The sequence below is a fragment of the Streptomyces sp. DSM 42067 genome (genome assembly GCF_055792885.1).
On the sequence record NZ_CM147706.1, the window covers coordinates 59,304 to 81,502 of the forward strand.

The window sequence follows — 22,199 nt, forward strand, 5'->3', positions numbered from 1 at the left end:
CCAAGGGGTGCCTGCGGAGACGAGAACGAGGGTGTCCAAGATCGTTTTGTGACGAACGACGTGGACACCCTCGCGACAGCACTCTATGCGACGACCGACGACATCCTGAAGGAGCATCCCGAGCTGGCGCCGTGGCGCCCGCCGGTCGGCATTACGCCCCGCCTGAGCGATGCCGAACTGGTCACCCTCCCCACGATGCAGGCCATACTCGGCTTCACCTCCGAGGCCAAATGGCTCCGCCATGCCCGTGCCCACCTGCGCCACCTCTTCCCCTACCTGCCCCAGCAGCCCGGCTACAACAAGCGGCTGCGCAAGGCCGCCGGTCTGATGCGAAGCGTCAACCGGATCCTGGCCGCCACCACCTCGGTGTGGAGCGACGACGTATGGGTCCTGGACTCCACCCCGGTGGAATGCGGCCGCTCCCGCGAGACCGTCAAACGCTCCGAGTTGGCCGGATGGTCCGAGTACGGCTACTGCGCCAGCCACAGCCGCTTCTTTTGGGGCCTGCGCCTGCACCTGGTCTGCACCCTTCAGGGCCTGCCCATCACCTTCGCCCTGACCGGAGCGAAAGCCGACGAGCGCGAGACGCTGCTGGACCTGCTCGACGCCGAACCGGAACTCCTCGCCACCCGGCCGGGACAGACCTTGATCGGCGACAAGAACTACTTCGGCCGCGACTTCGAGCACCAGCTGGCCGAGCACGGCATCCGGCTGCTGCGGCCAACCCGCAAGGGCGAACCGGAGCGGCCCGGAGCCGAGGTGTTCAAACCACTGAGGCAAGTCATCGAGTCGGTCAACGAGACCTTCAAGGGCCAGCTCAACCTCGAACAGCACCACGGCCGCACACCCGCCGGCGTCGTCGCCCGCATCATGCAGCGCATCCTCACGCTGACCACCGCCATCTGGCACAACGACCAGAGCGGACAGCCCGTCCTGCGCTCACTGACCGCCTACGACCACTAACCCTTGGGAGTGATCATCTAGTTGGACGGTGCCAGGGTACGCAGGACGTCGAACTCGTTGCCCTCGGGGTCGGCCATGACCACCCAGCTCCGGCCAGGGCCCTGACCCACGTCCACCTTGGTGGCGCCAAGGGCAAGCAGCCTGGCCACCTCGTCGTCGGTACTGCCGTCGATCGGGCTGACGTCCAGGTGGAGCCGGTTCTTCACGGTCTTGCCCTCGGGCACCCGGATAAAGACCAGGGTGGGCGGCATCTGGCGGGCCCGGACCTCCTCGACGATCGGCTCCCAGGAGCCGATCTCGACCTTGCCCTCGCTCCGGTCGATCACCTTGAAGCCCAGGACCGCGCACCAGAAGGCCGCGAGCCGCTCCGGATCGTGGCAGTCGACAACCAACTCGGTGAACCTACTGGTCATTACTCCCCCAGACAGTGCGGACGGGGGCTCAGCCTATGGGGCCGCGCCACCCCTCCGGTCCGGAATCGCTACGACCACCAACCCTTGGAATCGATCATCTAGCGAAAAAGTTCAGCTCACCCCGGCCAACCTGGTGTTGTCTTCCCATAAGACGGTGCCTGGGGGCCAGGCCGAGGTAGCGCCGGACGAGGCTCGCTCGGCACGAGGGAGTCCCGGCCCGCCGCCAGTTCCGGCATGTACTTGTATACGCGTCCTTTCTCATGAACAATCACCGGCTCGCCGACCACCGTCTGCAGCTCAAACCCATAGACAAATGCTGCTGACGAAAGTGAACGAAGCCATCTTGGTGGTGCTCGTTCGGATCGAGGCGATCGTCAACGCGCGCAACGAGGCACGCCGCGGGCGCCAGGAGGAGCCACTGAGCCGCATTTGGGTCGTCCGCAGGTGGGATACCACCCACCTGCCTGAAGCACTCGTCGGGCGGCTGCCAGTTCGGGTCATTCGCTGGCGGCACACACGGACCAGGCGGCGGATTCCCGCTGCCGGTGTCCTTGCCGATCTGGTGACGGCGGCTGGCGCGATGCGCTCGCCGCGCAGCCGCGACAGGGCACCCTGCCGCATTCTGCTCGCTACCGCGTCTCACAGTTCGGGGCGGCCGGTCAGCACCGTGTCCGCTGTGTCCGCTGCGGGGGGCTGGCGTATTCATCTCCGAGTTCTCCGAGGTTGTTCTCGAGCAGCTCGTCCCAGTGGCCGGAGGAGATTGCCTTGTCGATGGCTTCGCACACCTGCTGATGCAGCTCGGAGTCGTTCTTAGCCATACCGATTCCGTAGGACTCAGTGAGCCTTTCCCAGTAGATGGTGGGCGGGTTGTGGTCTGACCTTCAGGCGGACCGGTCGTGCTCGGTGTGCAGGGGGGCGGTCGAGCCCGCAACCAGGGCCGTCGAACCGGAGCGCGTCTGTCCGTGCGCGTGGCGCAGACTTGAAAGACGACGCCTTGGTGCGCCCGGAGGTGTGGCGGCCCTGCGTGCTCGACCGTCAGCGTGGCCGCCGTTGCACAACATCGGCGAGCACCGTTGTCACGAGCTTGTTGACGGTTGCCGTGGTCGGCGGGCCGGGATCGCGGTCTGCGAACAGGAGATGCCCGCCACCGACCAGGGAGAGGGTGAGTGAGTCGATGTCGGCGTCGGCCGCGATGCGGCCCAGTTCACGCTCGTCGGCCAGATAAGCGGAGATCGCGGTCGTGGCCTGGGCGAGGATCGCGATGCCGCCTCCGGGCCTGGCTTGCCGCATCCGTGCGCGCAGCTCGTCCCGGAAGGTGATGAGCGGGATGATCGCCACCGGAACCGGTCCGAACAGGGTGGTCAGCGCGGTGGCGAGGTTGTCGGCCACCGTGCCGGTGCCGGCGGACTCGCGCAGCGCACTCGCCTCCGTCTCGAGCTGCGCGGCCCGGTCGAGCACGAGGTCGGTGAGGAAGGCGTCGAAGTCGCTGAAGTGCCGGTGCAGGACGCCTTTGGCGCAGCCCGCCTCGTCCGTGACGGCCCGGCTGGTCAGCCCGTTCGGCCCGTCCCGCAGCAGCACGCGTTCGGCAGCGTCGAACAGCTGCTGCCGCGCGTCGCGAAGGTGCACCCCAGTCGGCACTCAAAGATCCTCTCGTGCGTCAGCCTGCTGGCATCCGTTGCCAGGTGGGCATGCGCCCACTAAGGTGGGCACATGCCCACCTTACCGCGAGAGCAACCAGAATCGTCCCCAGCGGAGCTGCACAAGGCCCGGCGGATGGCCGAGTCGTTCGGTACGGACGCGCAACGCTACGACCAGGCCCGACCCGGCTACCCCGACGCATTGGTGACGGGGATCGTCGCCGGGAGCCATGGGCCAGAGGTGCTCGACGTGGGCTGCGGTACCGGCATCGCAGCCCGCCAGTTCCAGGCCGCCGGCTGCGCCGTGCTCGGCGTCGAGCCGGATGAGCGGATGGCCAAGTTCGCGCGAGCCCACGGCCTACAGGTCGAGGTGGCGACGTTCGAAGCCTGGCAGCCGGCCGGCCGGACGTTCGACGCGGTGATCGCGGCCCAGTCCTGGCACTGGGTGGATCCGGTCGCCGGCGCAGTCAAGGCCGCCCGGGTGCTGCGTCCGGACGGGCGTCTGGCGATCTTCGGGCACGTGTACGAGCCGCCCGCCGAGGTGGCCGAACCGTTCGCCGCCGCCTACCGGCGGGTGGTGCCAGACTCGCCGTTCAGCAATCAGCCGGCCCGACGTCCGCTGGACATGTACCAAGCGGGGTACGCCAAGTTCGCTGACGCGATCCGTCAGACCGAACGCTTCAACGACCCCGAACAGTGGCGATTCGACTGGGAACGGCCCTACACGCGCGACCAATGGCTGGAGCTGCTCCCCACCACCGGCGGCCTCACCCAACTACCCCCCGACAAGACAGCCGACATCCTTGACGCGGTCGGGGCCGCCATCGACTCGATAGGCGGTCGCTTCACGATGCTCTACACCACCCTGGCGACGACCGCCGTGCGCGCCGGTACCTCCTGACTCATCTGAAATGGACGTAGCTCGGCGAGGATCTCGACTCGACCGCACGGGCTCAGAACGTGTCTGTGAGCTCGGTGTCGGTGCTGGTCAGGGGCCTGTGATTTAAGTGATCGACGTACTGAGCTGTTCCAGGTGAACGTCGGCCACTGTCCGTGAGTGCGAGGTGGGTCGCGCGGTCCGTGGTATCCCCAAGTCCGGTCAGTGTAAGGCCCCTGGTAGGAACGATCTTGCGACAGAAAGATCCGACCGAGGGGCCTCACGTGCCGACCAGTGTCACGTACACCGCCGTGCTCGATGTGAAGCGGTCCACCGCCGAGCACCTGGCCCGGCTGCTGGGCGAACACCGGATTGAGGCCGGGACCCGCAAGGGGCGACGTGCGCTGGGCTGCTTCAAACAGGCGGTGCTCATTCTGCGCTGGTTCCTCGACGGCACCCGTCTGGCCCAACTCGCCCGCCACAACGGGGTGTCGGTCTCCACCGCCTACCGCTACCTGCACGAGGGACTCACCGTGCTGGCGGCCGGGGCGCCGGACCTCGCCACCGCGCTAGAGCGCGCGAAGGCAGCCGGGCTGACGTACCTGAACCTCGACGGCACCGTCATCCGCACCGACCGCGTCGCCGCCCCCGGCCCCAACGGCGCCGACCTCTGGTGGTCCGGAAAACACCGGCACCACGGCGGGAACGTACAGGTCATCGCCACCCCGGACGGCTGGCCGATCTGGGTCTCACCGGTCCGCCCGGGCCGCGAGCACGACACCACCTGCGCCCGCCGCCACGGCCTGATCGACGCGCTCAACCGCATAGCCGCCGAGCTGGATATGCCAACCCTGGTCGACCTCGGCTACGAGAACGCCGGTGACGGTTTTCGCCACCCGCACAAGAAGCCGGCCGGAGGCACGCTGGCCGACGCCCAGCAGACCTACAACAAGGTCATCCGCGGCATCCACGGCGCGTGCGAGCGTGCCAACTCCCCACTCAAGACCACCTTCAAGGCCCTGCGCCGGGTCAGCCTCGATCCCAGCCGCATCACACAGATCGCCGCCGCAGCCCTCGTCCTGCTTCAGCTCGAGTACGACCGCACCATCTGAACGATCACACACCGTCATGAACCATTACCGGGACAGTTCATTGCTCATGACGTCGTCGATGATCACCAGTTCGTTCGGGTACTTGGCCTTAGAGGTTGTCTCACGTGGCAAGTTTCGCGAGCTTCTTGTAGCAGGTCAGGGCGGCGGCCATGGCCAGGCCTCGGCTCTGCCAGTCGTTGCGGACCACGTACGGGATCTTGAGACCACGAGCAGCCCATGGCAGGCTCATGCCGCATGATCGATGAATTCGCGAAAGACAACCTGCACGAGAGACTGCGGCGGGACCGCAAGGCGCTGCTCTGGAAACTCGACGGCTTGTCCGAATACGACGCCCGCCGACCTTTGACAGCGACCGGGACCAACCTCCTCGGCCTGGTCAAACACGTGGCCACCGTCGAGGCCAGGTACTTCGGCGAGGTCTTCGACCGCCCTTCCCCGGAACCGCTGCCCCGGTGGCAGGACTACGACGGCAACGATCTGTGGGCGACCGAGGACGAGACCCGCGATCAGATCATCGGGTTCTACCGGCGCACGTGGGAACACTCGGACGCGACGATCAACGAGCTTCCCCTCGACGCCCCCGGCCACGTGCCGTGGTGGCCGGAGCCTTATCCCAACACGAACCTGTTCGCCATCATGGTCCATGTCCTCGGCGAGTCCATCCGGCATACCGGGCACGCCGATATCCTGCGCGAGGGCCTCGACGGCCGGACCGGGGTGCGCGCCGAAAACGAGAAGCAGATCGACGAGGAAGCCCGTGCAGCCTACTGCGCGAAGATCGAGCAGGCCGCCAGGTCGGCCGCACCAATCAAGGCTTAGAGGTTGTCTCACGTGACTTGATGTTCGTGCGGCATGCTGCCGGTCGTGGGTGCTGATCTATCGAAGCGTCTGGTTCCTGATGAACTCTGGGAGCTGGCCGCCCCGTTGCTGCCGTCGTTCGCGGCTCGTCCGCAACGTGGTGGGACCGCTCCGTGTGACGAGCGGGCCGTGTTCACGGCAGTGGTGTACGCGCTGACCAGCGGCTGTGCCTGGCGGCATCTGCCGCCGACGTTCGGCACGTCGCCCGCCACCGCGCATCGCCGCTTCACGGTATGGACCGAGGCTGGCCTGTGGCGTCGGCTGCACCGGGCGGTGCTGGACGAACTCGGGGGCCGGGGCGAGGTGGACTGGACCTCGGCGATCGTCGACGCGGCCTCCGTTCGCGCCAAAAGGGGGGATCGCTGACCGGGCCGAACCCGGTCGATCGCGGCAAGAAGGGCAGCAAGCTGCACGTGCTGTCCGATGCCCAGGGCATCCCGCTCGCCGTCGCCGTGTCCGGCGCGAACATGCACGACAGCCTCGCCCTCAAGCCGCTCATCCGCGGCATACCCGCCGTCCGGTCCCGCCGGGGACCACGGCGGCGCCGACCCGTCAAACTCCGCGCGGACAAGGCGTACTTCTCCGCCGAACACCTGGCCTGGCTGCGCGAGCGCGGGCTCGTCGCGCATCGCGCGGCCCGGCATCGGGTCCGGCGAACGCCTCGGTCGGCACCGCTGGAAGATCGAACGGTCGATCGCCTGGCTCTTCGGCTACCGCCGCCTCACCGTCCGATACGAACGAAAGGGCTCGCACTTCCTCGCCTTCCTCGGCCTGGCCGCCGCCCTGACCTGCTACAAGAAGCTCGCGAAACTTGCCACGTGAGACGCCCTCTTAAACCCGGCACGGATCACCCCATCGGTACTCACCACTTCGTAGAGCGGGTTCGTCTTCTTCCGCAGCCCCGGGATGCAGTCGTCGTAGTCCGTTACCGGCGTGACGTCGAACTGCTTCTCGCCCGACTCGGTTTTCAGTCTCTTCAGCTTCGTGTGGGATGTCGAGCCCGCGGCGGTGCAGGCGTCCGTGTGCGGGGGCAGGTCCACGTACGAAGACACCTTCGCGGTGTCGAGGTGTCCCGCCTCCTGGTCGTGGACCCATACCTCCTCCTCGGTGTCGGCCTTGCGCATGAGCAGGCGCTGCCCGGTAAGGAGATACGGGCCCGCGAAGGCGACATTCTTCTCCCGCTCCGCGTCGATGCTGTAAGACCCCACGAACAGGTCCACTTCTGCGTTATTGATCGCGTCTTCGCGGGAATTGGTCCCCACCCGCTCGAACTTGATCTTGTCCTCCGGGAAACCAAGGTGGCCGGCGATCTCTTTGGCCAGATCCACATCGAACCCGGACCATTTCCCGTCCTTTTCCTCGCTCAGTCCGGGCTGGCCCGCCTTGGTCCCGATGATGAGCGTTTCCCCCTCGTCCGCCTTCTGCAACACGGGCGAATCGGATCGTGACGGCTGCTGCTGGTCCCAGGCGAACCATCCCCCGGCGGCCAGCAGGCTCAGGCACAGCGTCCCCACCAGCACCGTCCGTCGGCCTGGGCGGCGGCGTCGGCCGTGCGGCACGCCGGCTGCGCCTGGTGCCGCCGAGCCGGCGCTCCGGGTGTTCGCGCGGTCGCCCTCCGGGGAGGCGAGGGCGGGGCCGTCGGGCGCGTTGTCCGCGGACCCGGCGCGGACGGATCCGCTGCTGGTGGGGGCGTTGTCCGTGCTGTCCGCGGACGGGTCGGGGACAACGTGGCCGGGGATGGTCCGCGGCCGCTGGGCTTCGGGCGGGGCGGGGATGCCGAGCCGGTTCACGGATGGCGCTCAGGCGGGCGCTGTGGGCGTCGAGTTGGGCGTCAGCGGTTTCCAGGACGTGGTCGTACTCCCACAGCTGTGGCAGCGTCACCGCACCGGTCTCCTCGTCCACAGGATCGGCGGGAGTGTCTCCGGTCCGCTGTTCGTAGGCGTGGCGGTCTTCTTCGGCGCGCTGGAAGGCCTGGATGCCTACGTCGTCGGCTTCCTGCTGTTCCCGGCGGGCGCGGGCCAGCAGGTCTTCGAAATCGGCGATCCGCTGCCGGGCCTCGGGCAGTTGCTGGTCACGCTCGGCCAGGTGCTGTTGGAGCGCTAGGCGTTGCTGGGTGGCCGTCGAGTCCGATTCCTCCAGGCATATGCGGGCCTGGTCGCGTCCGGTCTCCAGGGTCCTGCAGCGCTGCCGTAGATCGGCCACCATGCCCACGAAGCTGTAGATGAGCTGGGTGAGGCCCTGCAGCGTCTGCTGTGCCTGGACCTGGCCCTGACGGGCGTCGTCCAGACGGATCTGGAGTTCGTGCGCGGTGCCGTCGGACAGCTGCCGGGCCTGGGCCGCCCGGCGCGCTGCATCGGCCTGTTCGGCGGCCTTTTTCGCGGCCTGCCATAGTTCGCGTCCACGCACCCGCTGCAACTGCTGGTTCTGCGGGCCGGGGACCAGAGCGGTGACGACTCCTCCAGCAGCCGCAGGGGAATCAGTTTGCGGCCTTTCAGAAACTCGCTCCACTGGTTGCGGCCGAAGGGGAAGCGGTCCGCCAGCTGCCGCACCGTCAGCCCGGCGGTGCGATGCCGCAGCCACTGCGCCAGTGCACCGGCCTCGGGAGTAGTCCCTTCCACCGGGCCGGGCCGGCACCCTGCCGCTGCGAGGGCCGCTCTTCCTCGTCGTACACCAATACCGCCTTCTTCCCCCTGCTTGAAGTCTGTCCGGGGTTTGTCCCGAGATTCACCGCCGTGACGTGCGCCAACGCCGACGGACAGGACGGACATCAGATCACCAACTCACTCTGGTCTTCCACCCGTTTGATGTGTCTGGAAGGCAATTGCGATGCGAAAGTCCTCCCACGACCGCAACAGGCCCCTCGCCCGCCGCAGGCTCGCCGTATCCGTGGGCGCCCTGACCGGCGTCGCGGTGCTCATCCCTCTGGGACTGCCCTCCGTCTGGATCGACCTGGCCGCACTCGCCCTGGCCGCCGCGACCTTGCTGCAGGCCGACCACCACCGCACCCCCACAGCCCGTCGCAGGCTCCGTAGGAAGAACCGCACCGGAAACCAGCGCCTGCGCCAGCGTCGCCGCAACGGCCGCGACCGGCGTGGCACGGAGTGACCGCGCACAGCAGGGCGTACATCCGACCGCACTGCTGTGCTTCGCGGACGCTGGCCGGATACGTGATGTCGTCACCCGCGAGAGCCATGACGCACTGGCACGTCCCTGCCATGTGCTGTCGCAGTCTCGAGCTGCTCAGGCTTGTGCGGACAACAGTTTCCCGCCGTGGTGGGACGGTTCGAGGGCCTGGGCCAGCCGGCGTGCCGCGGCCGCGCGTTCGGTGGCCTCCAGCAGGTCACACCCGCCGACCCGCAGTCTCCAAGCGCTCGAGGCGGGCCTGCGCCCTCTGGGCGGCGCGGCGCGCATGCCGTGCGGCCGGGGCGGTCTGCGTGGCCCGATGTCGTGCGTTGTCGAGCTCGGTTCTCACCTGGCGTCGCAGTTCCACCGTGGCGTGGAGTTGGTGGGCCAGTTTGGTCGCGCGCTCTTCGAGTTCATGAAGTGCTGCTTCGGCCCGCTCGACGTCGGCTTGCGCCTTGTGGTGTTCCGCCTCGCGCGACCGGGCTCGCTCTTCTGCCGCCTCCGCCTCGTACTGGACCTGGGCAATCTTTCTATGCCGGTCGTCCTCCAGGCGCGTCTCGCGGGCGGTCTTGGGGCTGGGGACGTGTGGATGGTCCGGTCCCGGTCGTGTCTTGGATCGTCGTGCCCTGTGTGCTGTGGGGGCTGGGCGGGCGGGTGCGTCATCGGCGACGGCGGCCGCGGTGAATCCGACAGGAGGGACGAGAGCTGTGACGAGCCGACCAGAGGCCCATTTCTGTGCCGCCGCCGGATCTGCGAGTACCGCGTGCAGGGTCTGCTCGACCTTGCGCTGCGCGGCCTCGCCGATGGGATGTCCGGCCTCAGCAGCCAGCCGGCGGGCCTGCCGTGAGAGTGTGCCCACGAGGCTGTGCTGCTGCCGGCTCAGGCGCTTCAGCCGCTCGCGGGCAAGATCCTTGTGGGCCTGGCGCAGAGCCTCGCCGAGGCGGAGCAGCCGCGCGACCAGGACAGGCTCGGAGCGCACCACAAGGTTGCTGGCCCAAGCCGACAGCGTCGGCCGGCGCAGCGCAGCGATCTCGGCGGCGAGCCGCGCCTTCCCCGCCATGCGGGCCTCGGACACCCGCACCGCACGGGCCTTAACGAACTGTGTCGGATGCAGCCCGTACAGTTCGTCGGCGATGCTCTCCAGATCCACAGCTCACCGCCGCCTTTCCTTCCAAGTCTTCAGCTTTTGCCCAGGTACGTTACTTATATGATTCTCGTTCCCCCGGTGACGCCGATGCTGGCCCGGGCGGTGCAGGAGCTACCGGGGCCCGGCGCGCCGCCGGTCGGGACGGTGTCGGAGCCGAAGTGGGATGGCTTCCGGCTTCTGGTGTTCGCCGGCACCGACGGCCAGATGTTTCTCCGGTCGCGCAACGGCCGCGACCTCACCACGGCAGTCCCAGAGATCACGCAGGCCGCCGCGGCGGCTGGGCGAGGACGCCGTCATCGTGGTGTCATGTGACCTGCACGGGTGTCTCAGGTGCTCGGTGTCTCAGGTGACTTGTCCTCGACTGGGACATGGCCCGCGTTGTCCCGTCCGCCTCCACCTCAAGCATCGCGGTCCGCTCGGCTCCGCATGCGCTTGGCCAGCCGGCGGAGACCCCGCCCCATGCCTGGCAGGGTGCCGCACCCGGGACGAGGTCACCCGGGCCCGCATCCGCTTCGACGACCTGCACGCGGAGCGGTCGTACGACCGGGTGGCCGCCTACGGCATTGCCCAGGTACGGCAGGGGGTTCGCGGCCATGGGGATCTGCGCGGCGGCCGCGGATGAGGAACTGCTCACGTGGCTTGCTCCTGGAGGGTCTCGCGGTTGGTGTCGGAGACCGCCCTGGTGACCTGCTGTTTCTTCCGTTGTCTCACGGCGTGTCGGACATCGGAGCCTCCGGGTGTGTGACCCGCTCGATCGCGCCGTGCGGTCGATGCGCTTTCCCGGCCGGTCGGACGGGCGGATCAGCGCAGTCCGGCGAAGAGATCGTTCTCGGGTATGGCCGCGCCGGTGGCGTCCTGGACACGTAGGAAGGTCTCCATGCCCATCAACTCGCCGAACCTCTCCTTGCCCATCTTGAGGAAGAAGATGTTCTCGCCCTGACTGGCGTGCGCGGCCAACGCGTCGAACTTCTGACCGCTGAACGCGGTGGTGTCCACCCACGTGGTGATCTCATCGTCGGGGAGGCCGATCTCCGCCATCGCGGCGGCCTCGGCAGGATCCGGCTCCGGCATGTCCTCATGAAACTCGCGCATGATCTCGCCGAACCGCTGCATCATCGAGCGGGGCATCGTGGTCCAGTACACCTTCGGTGCCAGCGCGGTCATCTCCAGCGCCGCCATCGTGATGCGGTGGGCCTGGATGTGGTCGGGGTGGCCGTAGAAGCCGTTCTCGTCGTAGGTGACGACCACATCAGGTCGGTAGTGACGCATGAGTTCCGCGAGTCGGGCCGCGCCTTCCTGCACGGGGGTCTGCCAGAAGGATCCGGGGGCGTCGTTGCTCGGCCAGCCCGTCATCCCGGAGTCGGCATAGTCCAGCATCTCGAGATCGCTGACCTTCAGGACGTCACAGCTCGCCTCAAGTTCTTGACGGCGCATCAAGGCGACCGCCGCCGGATCGTGCCTGGGATCGCCCGGCTTGACACCCCCCGGTCCGTCACCGCAACCGCCGTCGGTACACGTCACCAGAACCGTGCGAATGCCCTCCGCCGCGTACCGCGCGAGGACCCCTCCGGTTCCGGTGGCCTCGTCGTCGGGGTGGGCGTGTACTGCCATGAGCGTCAAGGGCCGGTCAGTCATGAAACAGTCCTCCTGCAGAATTACGTCGTGGTCCGAGTGCGCGCCGCTGCTGACGATCTCCCGGCGGTCCATCATCCCTCGGATCTACGAGAGCGGGATCCACTCGATGCGGTCCGACTCGTTCGCTCCCGTCGGCGGCCCCGTATAGGTGGCACCGTCGGCGCGGAAGACGTGGTGCTCGGCGTCGGTGATGCCGTTCGCCGGCTGAGCGTAGACCAGGGGCTTGATGGCCTCCACACGCCAGCCGGTCTCCTCCTCCACCTCGCGGGCGGCCGCCTGCTCCGGCGTTTCGTCCTCTTCGATGAGACCCATGGGCAGTTCCCAGCCCCATGTGTCGGTGATGAAGCGGTGGCGCCACATCATCAGCACCCGCTTCTGATCGTCGACCACGGCGGCCACCGCCAGGTGTCGCATGCGTACGACATGGTGTTCCCAGCGGCGCCTGTCGGGCTGCTGGACGCGTCGAGGCACTCCTGACGGACAGCCAGGATAAGAAGGAAAGCCAAAATCGACGGGCCGCCGGCCCCTACGGCGACGTCGGGCGGCATGCCCAGAGGTCCCAGGTGAGCACCCCGGACGAGCCTGTGCCCGCCACGCCCACGTGGCCGAGCGCGGCGGCGGGGACACTGAAACTCCACTCCCCTATACCGGTGCGGCTGCTGACGGACTGGGAGATCAAAGAACGCGCGTACGGCTGGTCCGCGCCGAGGAGGCCGCCCGCCGTGTCGTGGAAGCCGAGGCCCGGCGACAGCGCCCTCCGGGTACGGGACAAGATGACGCTGGAGGGCAGGTGGCGGCCGTCGGGGATGGCCTCGCGGACGGCATCCCACTCCTGCGGGGTGCGCTTGGCTGGGTCGGCGGGCCACGTCGCCACGATCCCGGCGGTCAGGTCGGCGCGCCACTTCACCGACCGCAGGGTGCGCCCGGCCTGTTCCTGGACCATGCGCACGATCCGGTCATTGACCGTCACCCCGCGAGTGGCGCGACACTCCAGCCCAGACGCCGCAGCGCCATCCACGCGTTCGACGGCAGTGCCCGGCCCTGGGCGTCCACGCCGGAGGTCAGCATCGCCACATCGGTGGTGTTCCAGTGCGCGGCCATCGCCGAGTTGGCCATGCCGGACACCAGACCGGCCGCCCAACCCACCTGCTCCGCCAGCACCGCGGCCGACAGCACCTCGCCCGTCTTCTCCACCACACCCGTACGCAGCAGACCACGGGCACAGGCAGTACGGGCCGTCTCACCCTCACCGAGCGGCAGCCTCCGGCTCACCAAAACACCCCCTTGCCCGCCCCCCCCCCCCCCGCGGTGCTGTCACCCGATCAACGACACGCCCCGCGAAAAGGTCACGCATTCGATCTGTGCACTCACATACGACACCGACACCGGCGCACGGCATGACGCCGACGGGAATGACACATCACTACGGATCCCAAAGGAAACACGTGAGCCTGGCGGATGTGCGCCTGTGCGGATTGTCTGAAGGGCTTAACCCAGGGCGGTTGGTCCGTTCTTTTCCCTGTATCAGATGGGGGATCCAATGTGGGCGCGTCCAGGGCTGTCCTCGGATGCCGCGACGCCGAGCGAACCGACACCGGATCCGCTGGGTGGGACCACTCCACCAGGCAGAGACCGCCGATCCATGGATAAACCTTCCTCTCCCGCCCCTGCGCGGGCGCCCCTACGGTCGAGGCTGCGGACGCTCACCGGCCCGCCGTAACGAAGGAGCGAGACCCCATGAAGATGACCGGCAACACGATCCTGATCAGCGGCGGAACCTCGGGCATCGGGCTTGGCCTGGCCCTGCGCCTGCACGAGGCCGGCAACAAAGTGGTCGTCGCCGGCCGGCGCAAGGAACTCCTCGACGACATCACGGCTGAGCACCCGGGCATCGACGCGCTCGTCCTCGATATCGCGGACGCCGACTCGATTGCACGGGCCCGTGAGACCGTGGCAGCGAGCCACCCGGGGCTGAACGTCCTGGTCAACAACGTCGGCATCATGCTGCGGGAGAACCTCCTCGACCCGGCCGGACTCCCGGTCGCCGAGGATCACGTCATGGTCAACCTGCTCGGCACGATCCGGATGACGTACGCCTTCCTGCCGCTGCTGGTGGACAAGGACGACGCGGCCGTCATGAACGTCACCTCGTCGCTGGCGTTCGTCCCGTTCCCGAGCACCCCGACCTACAGCGCGGCCAAGGCCGCGCTGCACTCCTTCTCCGAGAGCCTGCGCATCCAACTCGCCGGTGCTGACGCCGGCGTCCAGGTGATCGAGGTGGTCCCGCCGGGCGTGCGCACGACCCTGCTGGGCCAGCAGGACGACGACCACGCCATGCCGTTGGACGACTTCCTCACCGAGACCCTCGACCTGCTGCGCGAGAAGCCCGACGCGAAGGAGCTTGTCGTCGAGCGCGCCAGGTTCATCCGCGACGCGGAGGCCAACGGCTCCTACGACAACGTCCTCGCCATGATCAGCGGCAGCTGACCGGCCTGTAATGACCGACGCGGAACAACAGCACGCGGGCGGGCCCCGTGCGGTCACATCATGGACGCACGCGAACTGGACCGCCTCGGGGAGGTCCTCACCGAAGACGCGGAACGGTAAGGAAGCGCCTTCGGCTTCGCCCCGGTCGTCGGACTGGCGGCGACCGGCTCCGTCCCGAGTGCCAACGGGCACGCGGGCGCCCGTCGGCACGACGAACATCGTCGTATCGGCCAGGACGGGAGACGAGGCCCGGGGCCCGTCCAAAGCGTCGGGCGTCCTCGACGGGGGACCGTCGCCGCAGGCCGTCTTCCATGCCGATGGCCTGCGGCGCACCGCCGACAGTCGGCGAGGTTCCCAGCGGGTCAGGCAGGTCAAGGGACCATCGACTCGTCTCGCTGGGAGCGCCCTCGGCGTCGGCCGTATGAGCGGCTTCGCGCGGGTGGGAGAGGAGGGCTCAGCCATGGATCGGCGGTCTCTGGATAGCCGGGCGGAATGCGGCGAGGATGGGGACATGGACAAGAAGGAACTGGCGGAATTCCTGCGCCGTCGGCGTGAGATGTTGCGCCCCCGCGACGTCGGGCTGGTCGAAGGGCCACGCCGGCGTACGCAGGGGCTGCGCCGCGAGGAGGTCGCGCAGCTCGCCGGCATGTCCACCGACTACTACGCCCGGCTGGAACAGCAGCGTGCTCCGCAGCCCTCCGTCCAGATCACCAAGGCTCTCGCCCGGGCACTGCGGCTGTCCCTGGACGAACGCGACCACCTCTTCGTCCTCATCGGCCACAACGCCCCGGCCCGCTTCCACCGCTCCGAACATGTAAGCCCGACGCTGATGCGGGTCCTGGACCGCCTGGACGACTCCCCGACCCTGGTGCAGACCGACCTGGTCGACACCCTCGCGATGAACCCCTTGGCCGTCGCGCTGCTCGGCGACCAGACCCGCCACACCGGTCTGGCCCGCAGCGGCTACTACCGCTGGTTCATGGACCCGGCCGAACGTCCGATGGTTCCCGAGGAGACCCACGAACGCCACGGCCGCGCCCAGGCAGCACGCCTGCGGGCCGCGCTGACAGCCGGCAGCGACACCCCCCGAGCCGCCCGGATCCTCGCCGAACTCCAGGAACACAGCCCCGAGTTCGTCCGCATGTGGGAACTTCAGGAGGTCGCCCAACGCTACGACGACTGCAAGACCATCCTCCATCCCGAACTCGGCCGCATCGACGTCGACGCCCAGGTCCTGTTCACCGAGAACCGCGCCCAGACCCTGGTGGTGCTGACCACTCGCCCCGGCACGGAGAGCCACAGCAAGCTCGAACTGCTCTCCGTCATAGGGCACCAGCAGCTCACCCCCTGACGTCCTGGGCCGAGGCACGGGTCAACCCTGCTGCACAATCCTGCCTGGCTGGCATCTATGCCTACGGGCGTCGCCGGGCGACCCGCGCCGCCAGGACTCAGCCCGTCCCGGCACTGGACGGGTCGTCCGCTCCCGGGACGTGGAGGGAAGGAAGTCACCCGCGAGAACCTGCGGTTCTATGGGGTGCCGTGAGGCGAACGGCGAACCAGGTGATAAGCAACCCGCCAGTAGCTTTCGGATCGAAGGTCGTCCCGCGAAGAGGTCGGGGCGACCTTCTTGCGTCCGGGCTCAGGCTGTGTCGTTGGCTTCGGTGAGGATCCGGTAGACGGTGGCGACCGAGGGGTGTTCGCCCTTGTTCTTGCCCGAGGTGATGACAAGCTTCTGGGCGATCTGCGGTACGGGGCACGCCGTTGGCTGGCAGGGATCGCGCGTACGCGGCCATGTCATCGTCGACGCCCTTGGTCGGCCCGCCGTGGTGGCCGCGCTCGCGGGCGGCGGCTTGGCCTTCGAGGGACCTCTCGCGGATGTACTCGCGTTCGGACTCAGCCATGCCGGCGAAGAATGCGAGGAGGACGGTGCCGTGACCGGACGCGTCGTATACGCCTTGGACGGGGTCGGTGAGGAGTTCGAGCTGGATGTCGTGGTGGCGCAGGTTCTCTGGGACGGCCAAGGACTCGGCGGCGCCGCGGCCCAGGCACTTCAGCTCCGTGGTCGGGCCGCCGGTTTGACCGGATGCCCCCTCCGTTTTACTCTCGAATACGTACGGAGGCAGCATCCGTTTTGATGCGGCCGCAGGATCACGGCAGGCAGGAGGGCGCATGAGCGTCGGTGAACAGCGGGGACGCAAGCCCCGCGCGGACGTTCAGCGCAACCGCGCGGCCCTCCTGGAGACCGCGCAGCGTCACTTCCTGCAGCACGGGGTCGGCACCTCCCTTGAGGCGGTGGCCAAGGAGGCGGGCGTGGGGCCCGGCACCCTGTACCGGCACTTCCCCACCCGGGAGGCGCTGCTGGCGGCAGTGCTGCAGACGCGCTCCGAGGAGCTGGTGGCCCGCCAGGCGGACATCGATCAGCTCGGCGACCCGGCCGAGGCGCTGGAACAGTGGCTGCGGGCGATGGAGGAGTACTTCAGCGCCTTCAGCGGGCTGCCGGACCCGCTCATGGCCGCGGCCAGGGCGCAGGAGCCGGACAACCCGCTCACAATCCCCTGCGACATCCTCATCTCTGCCACCGATCAGTACGTGCGAGCCGCGCAGCTCGCGGGGCGCGTGCGCGCGTCGGTGCGGGGGCACGACCTGTTCCTCGCGGCCTGTTCCGTTGCCTGGATCAAGGGCACCGGTACCGAGGAGGAGTCACTCGACCGGCTCCGCACGCTCATCGCGAGCGGCTACCGCCAGCGGGACACCCAGGCGTAAACCGCCAGGCACCCCGCCCCGACCCCCGCAACGCCAGGTGGCACCACCACCCAGCCATCACATCGTGCTGCCCCCAGGGGCGGCACAACCCCCTAAGGAACAAATCATGAAAATTGCTGTAATAGGTGCCGGCGCCATCGGCGGGAACCTTGCTGCCAAGCTCAGCACGGCGGGTCACGACGTCCAGGTGGCCGACGCCCGCGGCCCCGAGGCCGTCCGGGCGGAGGTGCTGGAGTCAGGGGCCCGCGCGGCGGACCTCGCCGACGCCGTCCAGGGCCGGGACGTCATCGTCCTGGCCATCCCCTTCGGGGTGGCAGGGAAGCTGGTCGGCCTGCTCGCCTCGGTCCCCGCCGAGACGGTGATCATCGACACCTCGAACTACTATCCGCACCTCAACGGGCAGATCGAGGCCGTGGACAACGGCGAGGTCGAGAGCGTGTGGAACGCCGAGCAGCTGGGGCGCCCCGTGGTCAAGGCGTGGAACGCCGCCCTGGCCGAGACCCAGCGGACCCGGGGCGTCCCGGCCGGAACGCCCGGCCGCATCGCCATCCCCGTCGCCGGCGACTCCGAGGAGGCGCGGCGTGTGGCCATGCGGCTCGTGGATGACACCGGCTTCGATCCCTACGACGCCGGCACGCTGGCCGACTCCTGGCGCCAGCAGCCGAACAGCCCCGCCTACTGCACCGAACTGACCCTCGACGAGCTGCCGGCGGCCCTGGCCGCGGCCGACCGCGTCAAGGACGCCCGCATCCGCGACAGCGTGCCGGAACGCTTCGCCGCCCTCCCGGCCACGGCCACCCTGGAGGACGTCGTCGAGATGAACCGCGCCGCCCACCGCTGAGTCACCCGACGCGGCTTTCGTGCACGCAACGGCACGAGGGCGGCGGCGTCGGCACGCCACGAACACACAAGACGAACACGAAGAGCGCGCAGTCCCCCGCGCTGCGACCTATTTCACCGATGGCTACGGCGAGGGCATCTACCTCGAGCGGGCGCAGGCCCTGGGCGCGAGCCACTACCGGGCCCGGGGCGTCGAGCGCTCGGACCGGGACGGCAGGAGGGCGGCGGTCCGCGAGAACCTGGAGTTCTACGGCGCTCCCCATGCCGCCTTCCTGTTCATGCCGACACTCGGCGACGGGGTACGGACGGCCGGCGACATCGGCATGTACGCGCAGAACTTCCTGCTCTCGCTGGCGGCCTGGGGACTGGCCGGCATCCCGCGGACCGTACTCGGCGTCTACGCCGACACCGTCCGCGAGTTCCTGGGTGTCCCCGCGGAGCTCAAGCTGCTGTTCGGCATCTCGTTCGGCATGGCTGACCCGGCGGCACCGGTGAACACGCTCCGCACGGAGCGGATTCCGCTGCAGCGGAGCGTGGTCCTGCATGACACCCCGGGAGTCCTCGACAGGCCGTAGTTCGTCCGCCCGCAGGAACCATCCGGCGCTTGGGCCCGGGGCGCCACTCGGCCGGCCAAGGCCCGGCGCCCGCACGGCTTTTAACAATTCGGAGGATGCCTCCGCATTCTCGAGTGGCCGGGGAAGGCTGGACCCTGCGCGACGTGCTCGCCCACGGCGTCATCGACTACCACCCGGTGGTCGCCGGCACCGCCGCCGACGCGGCTGACCACATGCAGCAGTGGTTCGAGGCAGGGGCCTGCGACGGCTTCTCGATCGCCATTGACAGCTACCACGACGGCTTCGATGCCTTCGTCGACCAGGTCGTCCCGATGCTGCAGGAACGGGGCCTGTTCCACGATGACTACGAAGGCCCCACCCTGCGCGAGAACCTCGGCGCCCACGAGCAGTACGGACTCGACCCGCGCCTCACGCAGCCGGCCCGGTCATGACCACCACCACGCAGCCCACCACCGTCCAGACGTCCGACACCGCGACCCCGCAGGCGTTCCGCGACGCCATGCTGTACGACACTCCGGGTGTCCTCAACGCAACCTGAACGGGGATGGCTTCCGCATGTTCGGCCAGGACGGCACCGGCGGCTACACCGCGTTCTGCCTGGAGGGTCTCCATGACAGTCTGCTGGGCGACAGTGAACCGCTGACCCTCAGAGATGGGGACATGCAGGGCCAGGTGAGCGGTGTCGCCACCCTCTTGCGCCGCCATCGTCAGCCTTGACCGGGTCTTCACGATCCTCACTGGCAGCAACTGACTCACACCCGGGCACGCCTGTCACCCACCCAGGTGATGGTGCAACACCTGTGGCACCAATTACCCTTCCGGTAGAGCTGTTGAGCTGCACGTTCGCGCCCTCAGCCCGTCGCACCACTCGCCGACCCCAAGAGAATCGGCAGATAGAGCAGAGGCATCGGAGGGCTCCAGAACGGGCCCCGACCTGCACAAACGATCAAACTAGTTCGGTCAACACACCGTACGCGCCGAACGCCTCGATCGTCTCCCACACCCGCTCCAGCACGTCGGGCGGGTAGTCGCGGGCGTCAGCCTGCTGCGTGAACCAGGCAGTTGGACACACAAACCGCTTGGATCATCCAAACCCCAGCGTCCGGCAACCGATCGGTTGATGGACAGTCCAGTCCGCGGTCGGAGGCCAGAGCCCCCACCCCGCTCTGTCTACCGCGTCAGTAAAAGGCAGGCGCGCCCGAAGTCCGGTCGTCAGTTTCCGATCCAGCAGGAGCGTCAGCGCCGCCCAGTGCCACGCGGGCACCGGTGTGGACGACGTTTCAGTCAGCCGGCGGGACCGGGCTGGCAGACCGGGCAGAGTTTGTACCGGCCATCGGTGTTGACCACCGTTCCCCAGCCCGCGCACCCGACGCAGTCGCGGGCTGCGGCCAGCCGGGGGTGAAGTGACGGTTGAGGGGTCGCTCTGCCGCGTGTGCCAATGGCCATGGCCGGACTCCTGGACTGTCTGGCTTGCATTGCTTCGTCCACCGTAGGGGTGTTTGTCACGTATTGACGTGTATCGCCTGTGACGGTCTCGTTAATCTGCTGGACGGCCCGACCTCCGACGCCGTCCGTGAGAGGGCAGCGCGCCTGGCTGCATGGCTGCGCGTCCGCGACATCACCGACGACCCCGAGGACCGCGGCCTGCTCGTGGACGTGCGGGTGCCCAAGGTGATGCCCCGTGTGGTCGCCGTCCGCGGCTCGCGCCCCTCACCCTGCCCGGTCCGTGCCTGGCGCCGCTGGAAGCAGGAGGCCCATCTGGCGGATGACCCGGACGGGTCCGCCTTCCGCCCGCTGCACTCCCGTCACCACACGCTGCTGCACGGAGGCCTGGAGCCGGAGTCCGTGGGCGCCGTCCTGACCCGCCTCGGCGAGCGGGCCGAACTGGAGGCCCGCCCCACCGGGCACTCCCCCGCCGCGGACTGGTCACCGAGCCCCAGCGCGCCGGCCACGACGACCGCCAGGCCGAAAAGCAAGGCGGATGGGCCAGCGGCTCCGCCTGAGCTCCGGGCGGTACAGAGGGCGGTCGCCTCGCTCTGGGGCAGGTTCCGCGATGATCCGACGGTCGCCTCAGGCAAGCCCCGGAAGAGTCCGATGCGCCGATGAGGCCCCGGCTGTCCGCTGGGGCCTCACGCGAGGACGGGACTTGGCACCCGGCCGTGGAGGAACGCGCGCTCACCGAGGGCCTGACGCGGGATTGGTGCGGGCCGTCAGGTTGCCGAGGGCCAGGAGCGCAGCAGTGTAGCGATCTTGGCAGCGGTGCAAGCGGGGTCGCCGAGCAGGTCACGCAAGGCGACGGCGTCGTCGTGGCCTGGCTTGACGGGGATACCGGAGGCCTCCAGGTACATGACGCCGGTCGCGGCGGCCACGGCCATGTTGGAGCGCTCCAGCCAGCGGCAGCGCCCAAGGATGTGCACCAGGGCAGCGGCCCGTGCGTAGGGGCCGTCGTAGACAGGCTGCTGCAGGAGTTCGGCTTTGTGGCAGGCGACGGCGGCCATCGGGATGCCGTAGTCGTCAGGGGCAGGGTCCCTCGCTCCTGCAATCTCGGCGACCTGCAGGATCCAGGGGACATCGATGTGCACGTCCATTACGCGGCGCGCGCTCCCGGGGCGGGCAGCTGGCCGTCTTCGGCCTCGTCGAAGACGGCCTGGTGTTCGTCGAGGAAGCGCCGGGCGGCGTCAAGGCCGCGCGCGCGCAGGCCGCTGACGTCGTCCAGGACCAGCCGGGCGAGGTAGTCACCGATCGGCAGGTTGAGTTCCTGTGCGCGTGCCCTGGCGAGCTCAACGATCTCGTCGTCGACCCGGGCGCCGAGTTGTGTCTTTGCCATGACCGCATGGTAACAGCTGTTACCAAGGGATGGCAGGGCGTCGCCCTCGCTTGTGCAGGAACCGAGGAAGGGCCGCTTCGAGGCGCGCCGGATGAGGCATGGCCTGCGGCCCCTGGCACGCCGATCCGGACAGCTACCTGCACGCCGGCGGAGCACGAGGGTGCGGTGCTCCCCCGGCGGAGCGGCCCGGTCGGCGCCAGCTACGCGGTCCGGCTCATGATCGTGTCGAAGACCCGTTGTAGGTTCGCGCCGCCATTGTCATTCCAGACCGCGGTGACCTGCTGCTTGTGCTGCTGTCTCATCGAATGTCCCGCGGGTTCCGTCTCAGTTCGGTGGCATTTCTTCATGCCGTATCGCCTTGCTGGTCCTAATCCGGCTTCCAGGTCTCGTCGAACCAGGTGATGAAGTCCATCACGGTGCCGAGGCGGGCGATGCGCTCGTGAATGGCCCGCTGGTCGTGGCCGGGGAGGAAGTCACCCCGGCTGATGGGCTTGCCCCATCCGCAGTTGCATTCGCGGTTGCCTAGAGGGGAGTCGAAGTAGGTGATGGGGTTCTGCTGGGCGCCATTCGGGGCCGGCTTGCCGACGTAGCAATCGTGGACCGGGTGCCTGGGCCGAGGATGCGACCTTCGAAGGCCCGCCGCCCACCAGGAACGTCGACAATCCGGTCGATCTCCATGGCTTGGCGGATGATCCCGCCTCCGTTGACAACCGCGAACCGCTCTCGCTCGACGCGTGATCCGGGCATCACCCAGACCCCGCGGGCGATCTCGTAGAGCTGCCGGTCGGACAGCCCGTCGCTCCAGCCGATCTGTGAGCGCTGGAGCGGATCGCTGTTCGGGTCGACGTCCTTCTTCTTGCCGAGGGTGATCTGAATCATCGCGCTCCCTGCCAGGCCGCCTCGCGAGTGGTCGGAGAGGGCGAGACGACCTGTTCAGGACAG

30 protein-coding genes and 2 pseudogenes are annotated in these 22,199 nt (G+C 68.5%); 17 read left to right on the forward strand and 15 right to left on the reverse strand.

Going from position 1 to position 22,199, the window contains the following annotated elements; all coding sequences use genetic code 11:
* Positions 1-48: 48 nt before the first annotated feature.
* On the forward strand, positions 49-963 hold the full coding sequence (locus ACSMXV_RS00330; RefSeq protein WP_473175682.1) for an IS982 family transposase: 915 nt from the start codon (positions 49-51) through the stop codon (positions 961-963).
* A 17-nt stretch (positions 964-980) separates the two neighbouring features.
* Here the strand turns inward: ACSMXV_RS00330 and ACSMXV_RS00335 are convergent, their stop codons facing one another.
* From ACSMXV_RS00335 to ACSMXV_RS00345, 3 genes are all read right to left on the reverse strand, one after another.
* Positions 981-1,376 carry a VOC family protein gene (locus tag ACSMXV_RS00335; protein ID WP_473175683.1) on the reverse strand — a complete coding sequence of 132 codons (396 nt, stop codon included), beginning with the start codon at positions 1,374-1,376 and terminating at the stop codon, positions 981-983.
* Between the two features lie 659 nt (positions 1,377-2,035).
* Positions 2,036-2,194, reverse strand: a complete 159-nt coding sequence (locus ACSMXV_RS00340; protein WP_473175684.1) for a hypothetical protein — start codon at positions 2,192-2,194, stop codon at positions 2,036-2,038.
* Positions 2,195-2,411: 217 nt separating this feature from the next.
* Positions 2,412-3,014 carry a TetR/AcrR family transcriptional regulator gene (locus tag ACSMXV_RS00345; protein WP_473175685.1) on the reverse strand — a complete coding sequence of 201 codons (603 nt, stop codon included), beginning with the start codon at positions 3,012-3,014 and terminating at the stop codon, positions 2,412-2,414.
* Positions 3,015-3,086: 72 nt separating this feature from the next.
* Here ACSMXV_RS00345 and ACSMXV_RS00350 point away from each other — a divergent pair, with 72 nt between their 5' ends.
* Positions 3,087-3,914 carry a class I SAM-dependent methyltransferase gene (locus ACSMXV_RS00350; protein ID WP_473175686.1) on the forward strand — a complete coding sequence of 276 codons (828 nt, stop codon included), beginning with the start codon at positions 3,087-3,089 and terminating at the stop codon, positions 3,912-3,914.
* 260 nt (positions 3,915-4,174) lie between these two features.
* The gene (locus ACSMXV_RS00355; protein WP_473175687.1) at positions 4,175-5,002 is read left to right on the forward strand and encodes an HARBI1 family protein; all 828 of its coding nucleotides are present in this window, start codon (positions 4,175-4,177) and stop codon (positions 5,000-5,002) included.
* A 100-nt stretch (positions 5,003-5,102) separates the two neighbouring features.
* On the opposite strand, the gene ACSMXV_RS00360 is transcribed toward ACSMXV_RS00355, so the two are convergent.
* Positions 5,103-5,231, reverse strand: coding sequence for a hypothetical protein (locus tag ACSMXV_RS00360; RefSeq protein WP_257548903.1), 129 nt, complete (start codon positions 5,229-5,231; stop codon positions 5,103-5,105).
* A gap of 5 nt (positions 5,232-5,236) precedes the next feature.
* Here ACSMXV_RS00360 and ACSMXV_RS00365 point away from each other — a divergent pair, with 5 nt between their 5' ends.
* The 3 genes and pseudogenes from ACSMXV_RS00365 to ACSMXV_RS00375 all read left to right on the forward strand — a co-directional run.
* Entirely contained in the window at positions 5,237-5,821 is a 585-nt protein-coding gene (locus ACSMXV_RS00365; protein WP_473175688.1) for a DinB family protein, read from the forward strand.
* 33 nt (positions 5,822-5,854) lie between these two features.
* Positions 5,855-6,226 carry a transposase gene (locus ACSMXV_RS00370; RefSeq protein ID WP_473175689.1) on the forward strand — a complete coding sequence of 124 codons (372 nt, stop codon included), beginning with the start codon at positions 5,855-5,857 and terminating at the stop codon, positions 6,224-6,226.
* 47 nt (positions 6,227-6,273) lie between these two features.
* Positions 6,274-6,765 (forward strand): annotated as a pseudogene (locus tag ACSMXV_RS00375) (transposase); the annotation flags it as partial.
* Here the strand turns inward: ACSMXV_RS00375 and ACSMXV_RS00380 are convergent.
* Positions 6,652-7,650, reverse strand: a complete 999-nt coding sequence (locus ACSMXV_RS00380) for a transporter substrate-binding domain-containing protein (RefSeq protein ID WP_473175690.1) — start codon at positions 7,648-7,650, stop codon at positions 6,652-6,654. The pseudogene ACSMXV_RS00375 and the gene ACSMXV_RS00380 sit on opposite strands and share 114 nt — an antisense overlap.
* A 22-nt stretch (positions 7,651-7,672) precedes the next feature.
* Between ACSMXV_RS00380 and ACSMXV_RS00385 the strand changes: the two genes are divergently transcribed.
* Both ACSMXV_RS00385 and ACSMXV_RS00390 read left to right on the forward strand, forming a co-directional pair.
* Positions 7,673-7,963, forward strand: a complete 291-nt coding sequence (locus ACSMXV_RS00385; RefSeq protein WP_473175691.1) for a hypothetical protein — start codon at positions 7,673-7,675, stop codon at positions 7,961-7,963.
* A gap of 723 nt (positions 7,964-8,686) precedes the next feature.
* Positions 8,687-8,965 carry a hypothetical protein gene (locus tag ACSMXV_RS00390; RefSeq protein WP_473175692.1) on the forward strand — a complete coding sequence of 93 codons (279 nt, stop codon included), beginning with the start codon at positions 8,687-8,689 and terminating at the stop codon, positions 8,963-8,965.
* Between the two features lie 235 nt (positions 8,966-9,200).
* Here ACSMXV_RS00390 and ACSMXV_RS00395 read toward each other — a convergent pair whose 3' ends face one another.
* Positions 9,201-10,133 carry a hypothetical protein gene (locus ACSMXV_RS00395; RefSeq protein ID WP_473175693.1) on the reverse strand — a complete coding sequence of 311 codons (933 nt, stop codon included), beginning with the start codon at positions 10,131-10,133 and terminating at the stop codon, positions 9,201-9,203.
* Positions 10,134-10,190: 57 nt separating this feature from the next.
* Between ACSMXV_RS00395 and ACSMXV_RS00400 the strand changes: the two genes are divergently transcribed.
* Positions 10,191-10,442 (forward strand): ATP-dependent DNA ligase, encoded by a 252-nt coding sequence (locus ACSMXV_RS00400; protein ID WP_473175694.1) that lies wholly within the window; start codon positions 10,191-10,193, stop codon positions 10,440-10,442.
* Positions 10,443-10,931: 489 nt separating this feature from the next.
* Here the strand turns inward: ACSMXV_RS00400 and ACSMXV_RS00405 are convergent, their stop codons facing one another.
* The 4 genes and pseudogenes from ACSMXV_RS00405 to ACSMXV_RS00420 form a co-directional block, all read right to left on the reverse strand.
* The gene (locus tag ACSMXV_RS00405) at positions 10,932-11,765 is read right to left on the reverse strand and encodes a PIG-L family deacetylase (protein WP_473175695.1); all 834 of its coding nucleotides are present in this window, start codon (positions 11,763-11,765) and stop codon (positions 10,932-10,934) included.
* 87 nt (positions 11,766-11,852) lie between these two features.
* Positions 11,853-12,224: pseudogene (locus ACSMXV_RS00410) on the reverse strand (NUDIX hydrolase); the annotation flags it as partial.
* Between the two features lie 67 nt (positions 12,225-12,291).
* Entirely contained in the window at positions 12,292-12,735 is a 444-nt protein-coding gene (locus tag ACSMXV_RS00415; RefSeq protein ID WP_473175696.1) for a hypothetical protein, read from the reverse strand.
* Positions 12,732-13,037, reverse strand: coding sequence for a hypothetical protein (locus ACSMXV_RS00420; RefSeq protein ID WP_473175697.1), 306 nt, complete (start codon positions 13,035-13,037; stop codon positions 12,732-12,734). Before ACSMXV_RS00420 ends, ACSMXV_RS00415 begins: the two co-directional genes overlap by 4 nt.
* Before the next feature lie 465 nt (positions 13,038-13,502).
* Between ACSMXV_RS00420 and ACSMXV_RS00425 the strand changes: the two genes are divergently transcribed.
* Both ACSMXV_RS00425 and ACSMXV_RS00430 read left to right on the forward strand, forming a co-directional pair.
* Positions 13,503-14,252 (forward strand): SDR family oxidoreductase, encoded by a 750-nt coding sequence (locus tag ACSMXV_RS00425; RefSeq protein ID WP_473175698.1) that lies wholly within the window; start codon positions 13,503-13,505, stop codon positions 14,250-14,252.
* 511 nt (positions 14,253-14,763) lie between these two features.
* Positions 14,764-15,603: a helix-turn-helix transcriptional regulator gene (locus tag ACSMXV_RS00430; protein WP_473175699.1), complete on the forward strand. Its 840-nt coding sequence runs from the start codon at positions 14,764-14,766 to the stop codon at positions 15,601-15,603.
* Between the two features lie 154 nt (positions 15,604-15,757).
* Here ACSMXV_RS00430 and ACSMXV_RS00435 read toward each other — a convergent pair whose 3' ends face one another.
* Complete coding sequence (locus ACSMXV_RS00435) at positions 15,758-16,423, reverse strand: recombinase family protein (protein WP_473175700.1); 666 nt, start codon at positions 16,421-16,423, stop codon at positions 15,758-15,760.
* On the opposite strand from ACSMXV_RS00435, the gene ACSMXV_RS00440 reads away from it, so the two are divergent.
* The 5 genes from ACSMXV_RS00440 (at position 16,422) to ACSMXV_RS00460 (ending at position 19,147) form a co-directional block, all read left to right on the forward strand.
* A complete protein-coding gene (locus ACSMXV_RS00440; RefSeq protein ID WP_473175701.1) occupies positions 16,422-17,015 on the forward strand; it encodes a TetR/AcrR family transcriptional regulator in 594 nt (197 codons plus the stop codon). The genes ACSMXV_RS00435 and ACSMXV_RS00440 overlap by 2 nt on opposite strands.
* Positions 17,016-17,121: 106 nt before the next feature.
* Positions 17,122-17,856: an NADPH-dependent F420 reductase gene (locus ACSMXV_RS00445; RefSeq protein ID WP_473175702.1), complete on the forward strand. Its 735-nt coding sequence runs from the start codon at positions 17,122-17,124 to the stop codon at positions 17,854-17,856.
* Positions 17,857-17,875: 19 nt separating this feature from the next.
* Positions 17,876-18,430 (forward strand): nitroreductase family protein, encoded by a 555-nt coding sequence (locus tag ACSMXV_RS00450; protein ID WP_473175703.1) that lies wholly within the window; start codon positions 17,876-17,878, stop codon positions 18,428-18,430.
* A 95-nt stretch (positions 18,431-18,525) separates the two neighbouring features.
* Positions 18,526-18,861, forward strand: coding sequence for a hypothetical protein (locus ACSMXV_RS00455; protein ID WP_473175704.1), 336 nt, complete (start codon positions 18,526-18,528; stop codon positions 18,859-18,861).
* A 124-nt stretch (positions 18,862-18,985) separates the two neighbouring features.
* Complete coding sequence (locus tag ACSMXV_RS00460) at positions 18,986-19,147, forward strand: hypothetical protein (RefSeq protein WP_473175705.1); 162 nt, start codon at positions 18,986-18,988, stop codon at positions 19,145-19,147.
* A gap of 229 nt (positions 19,148-19,376) precedes the next feature.
* Here ACSMXV_RS00460 and ACSMXV_RS00465 read toward each other — a convergent pair whose 3' ends face one another.
* Entirely contained in the window at positions 19,377-19,502 is a 126-nt protein-coding gene (locus tag ACSMXV_RS00465; RefSeq protein WP_473175706.1) for a hypothetical protein, read from the reverse strand.
* A 437-nt stretch (positions 19,503-19,939) separates the two neighbouring features.
* On the opposite strand from ACSMXV_RS00465, the gene ACSMXV_RS00470 reads away from it, so the two are divergent.
* Positions 19,940-20,536, forward strand: coding sequence for a site-specific integrase (locus ACSMXV_RS00470; RefSeq protein WP_473175707.1), 597 nt, complete (start codon positions 19,940-19,942; stop codon positions 20,534-20,536).
* A 104-nt stretch (positions 20,537-20,640) separates the two neighbouring features.
* On the opposite strand, the gene ACSMXV_RS00475 is transcribed toward ACSMXV_RS00470, so the two are convergent.
* The 3 genes from ACSMXV_RS00475 to ACSMXV_RS00485 form a co-directional block, all read right to left on the reverse strand.
* Entirely contained in the window at positions 20,641-21,018 is a 378-nt protein-coding gene (locus ACSMXV_RS00475; RefSeq protein WP_473175708.1) for a fic family toxin-antitoxin system, toxin component, read from the reverse strand.
* Entirely contained in the window at positions 21,018-21,257 is a 240-nt protein-coding gene (locus ACSMXV_RS00480; RefSeq protein ID WP_473175709.1) for a hypothetical protein, read from the reverse strand. Before ACSMXV_RS00480 ends, ACSMXV_RS00475 begins: the two co-directional genes overlap by 1 nt.
* A gap of 522 nt (positions 21,258-21,779) precedes the next feature.
* Positions 21,780-22,136, reverse strand: coding sequence for a hypothetical protein (locus tag ACSMXV_RS00485; protein WP_473175710.1), 357 nt, complete (start codon positions 22,134-22,136; stop codon positions 21,780-21,782).
* Positions 22,137-22,199: the final 63 nt, after the last annotated feature.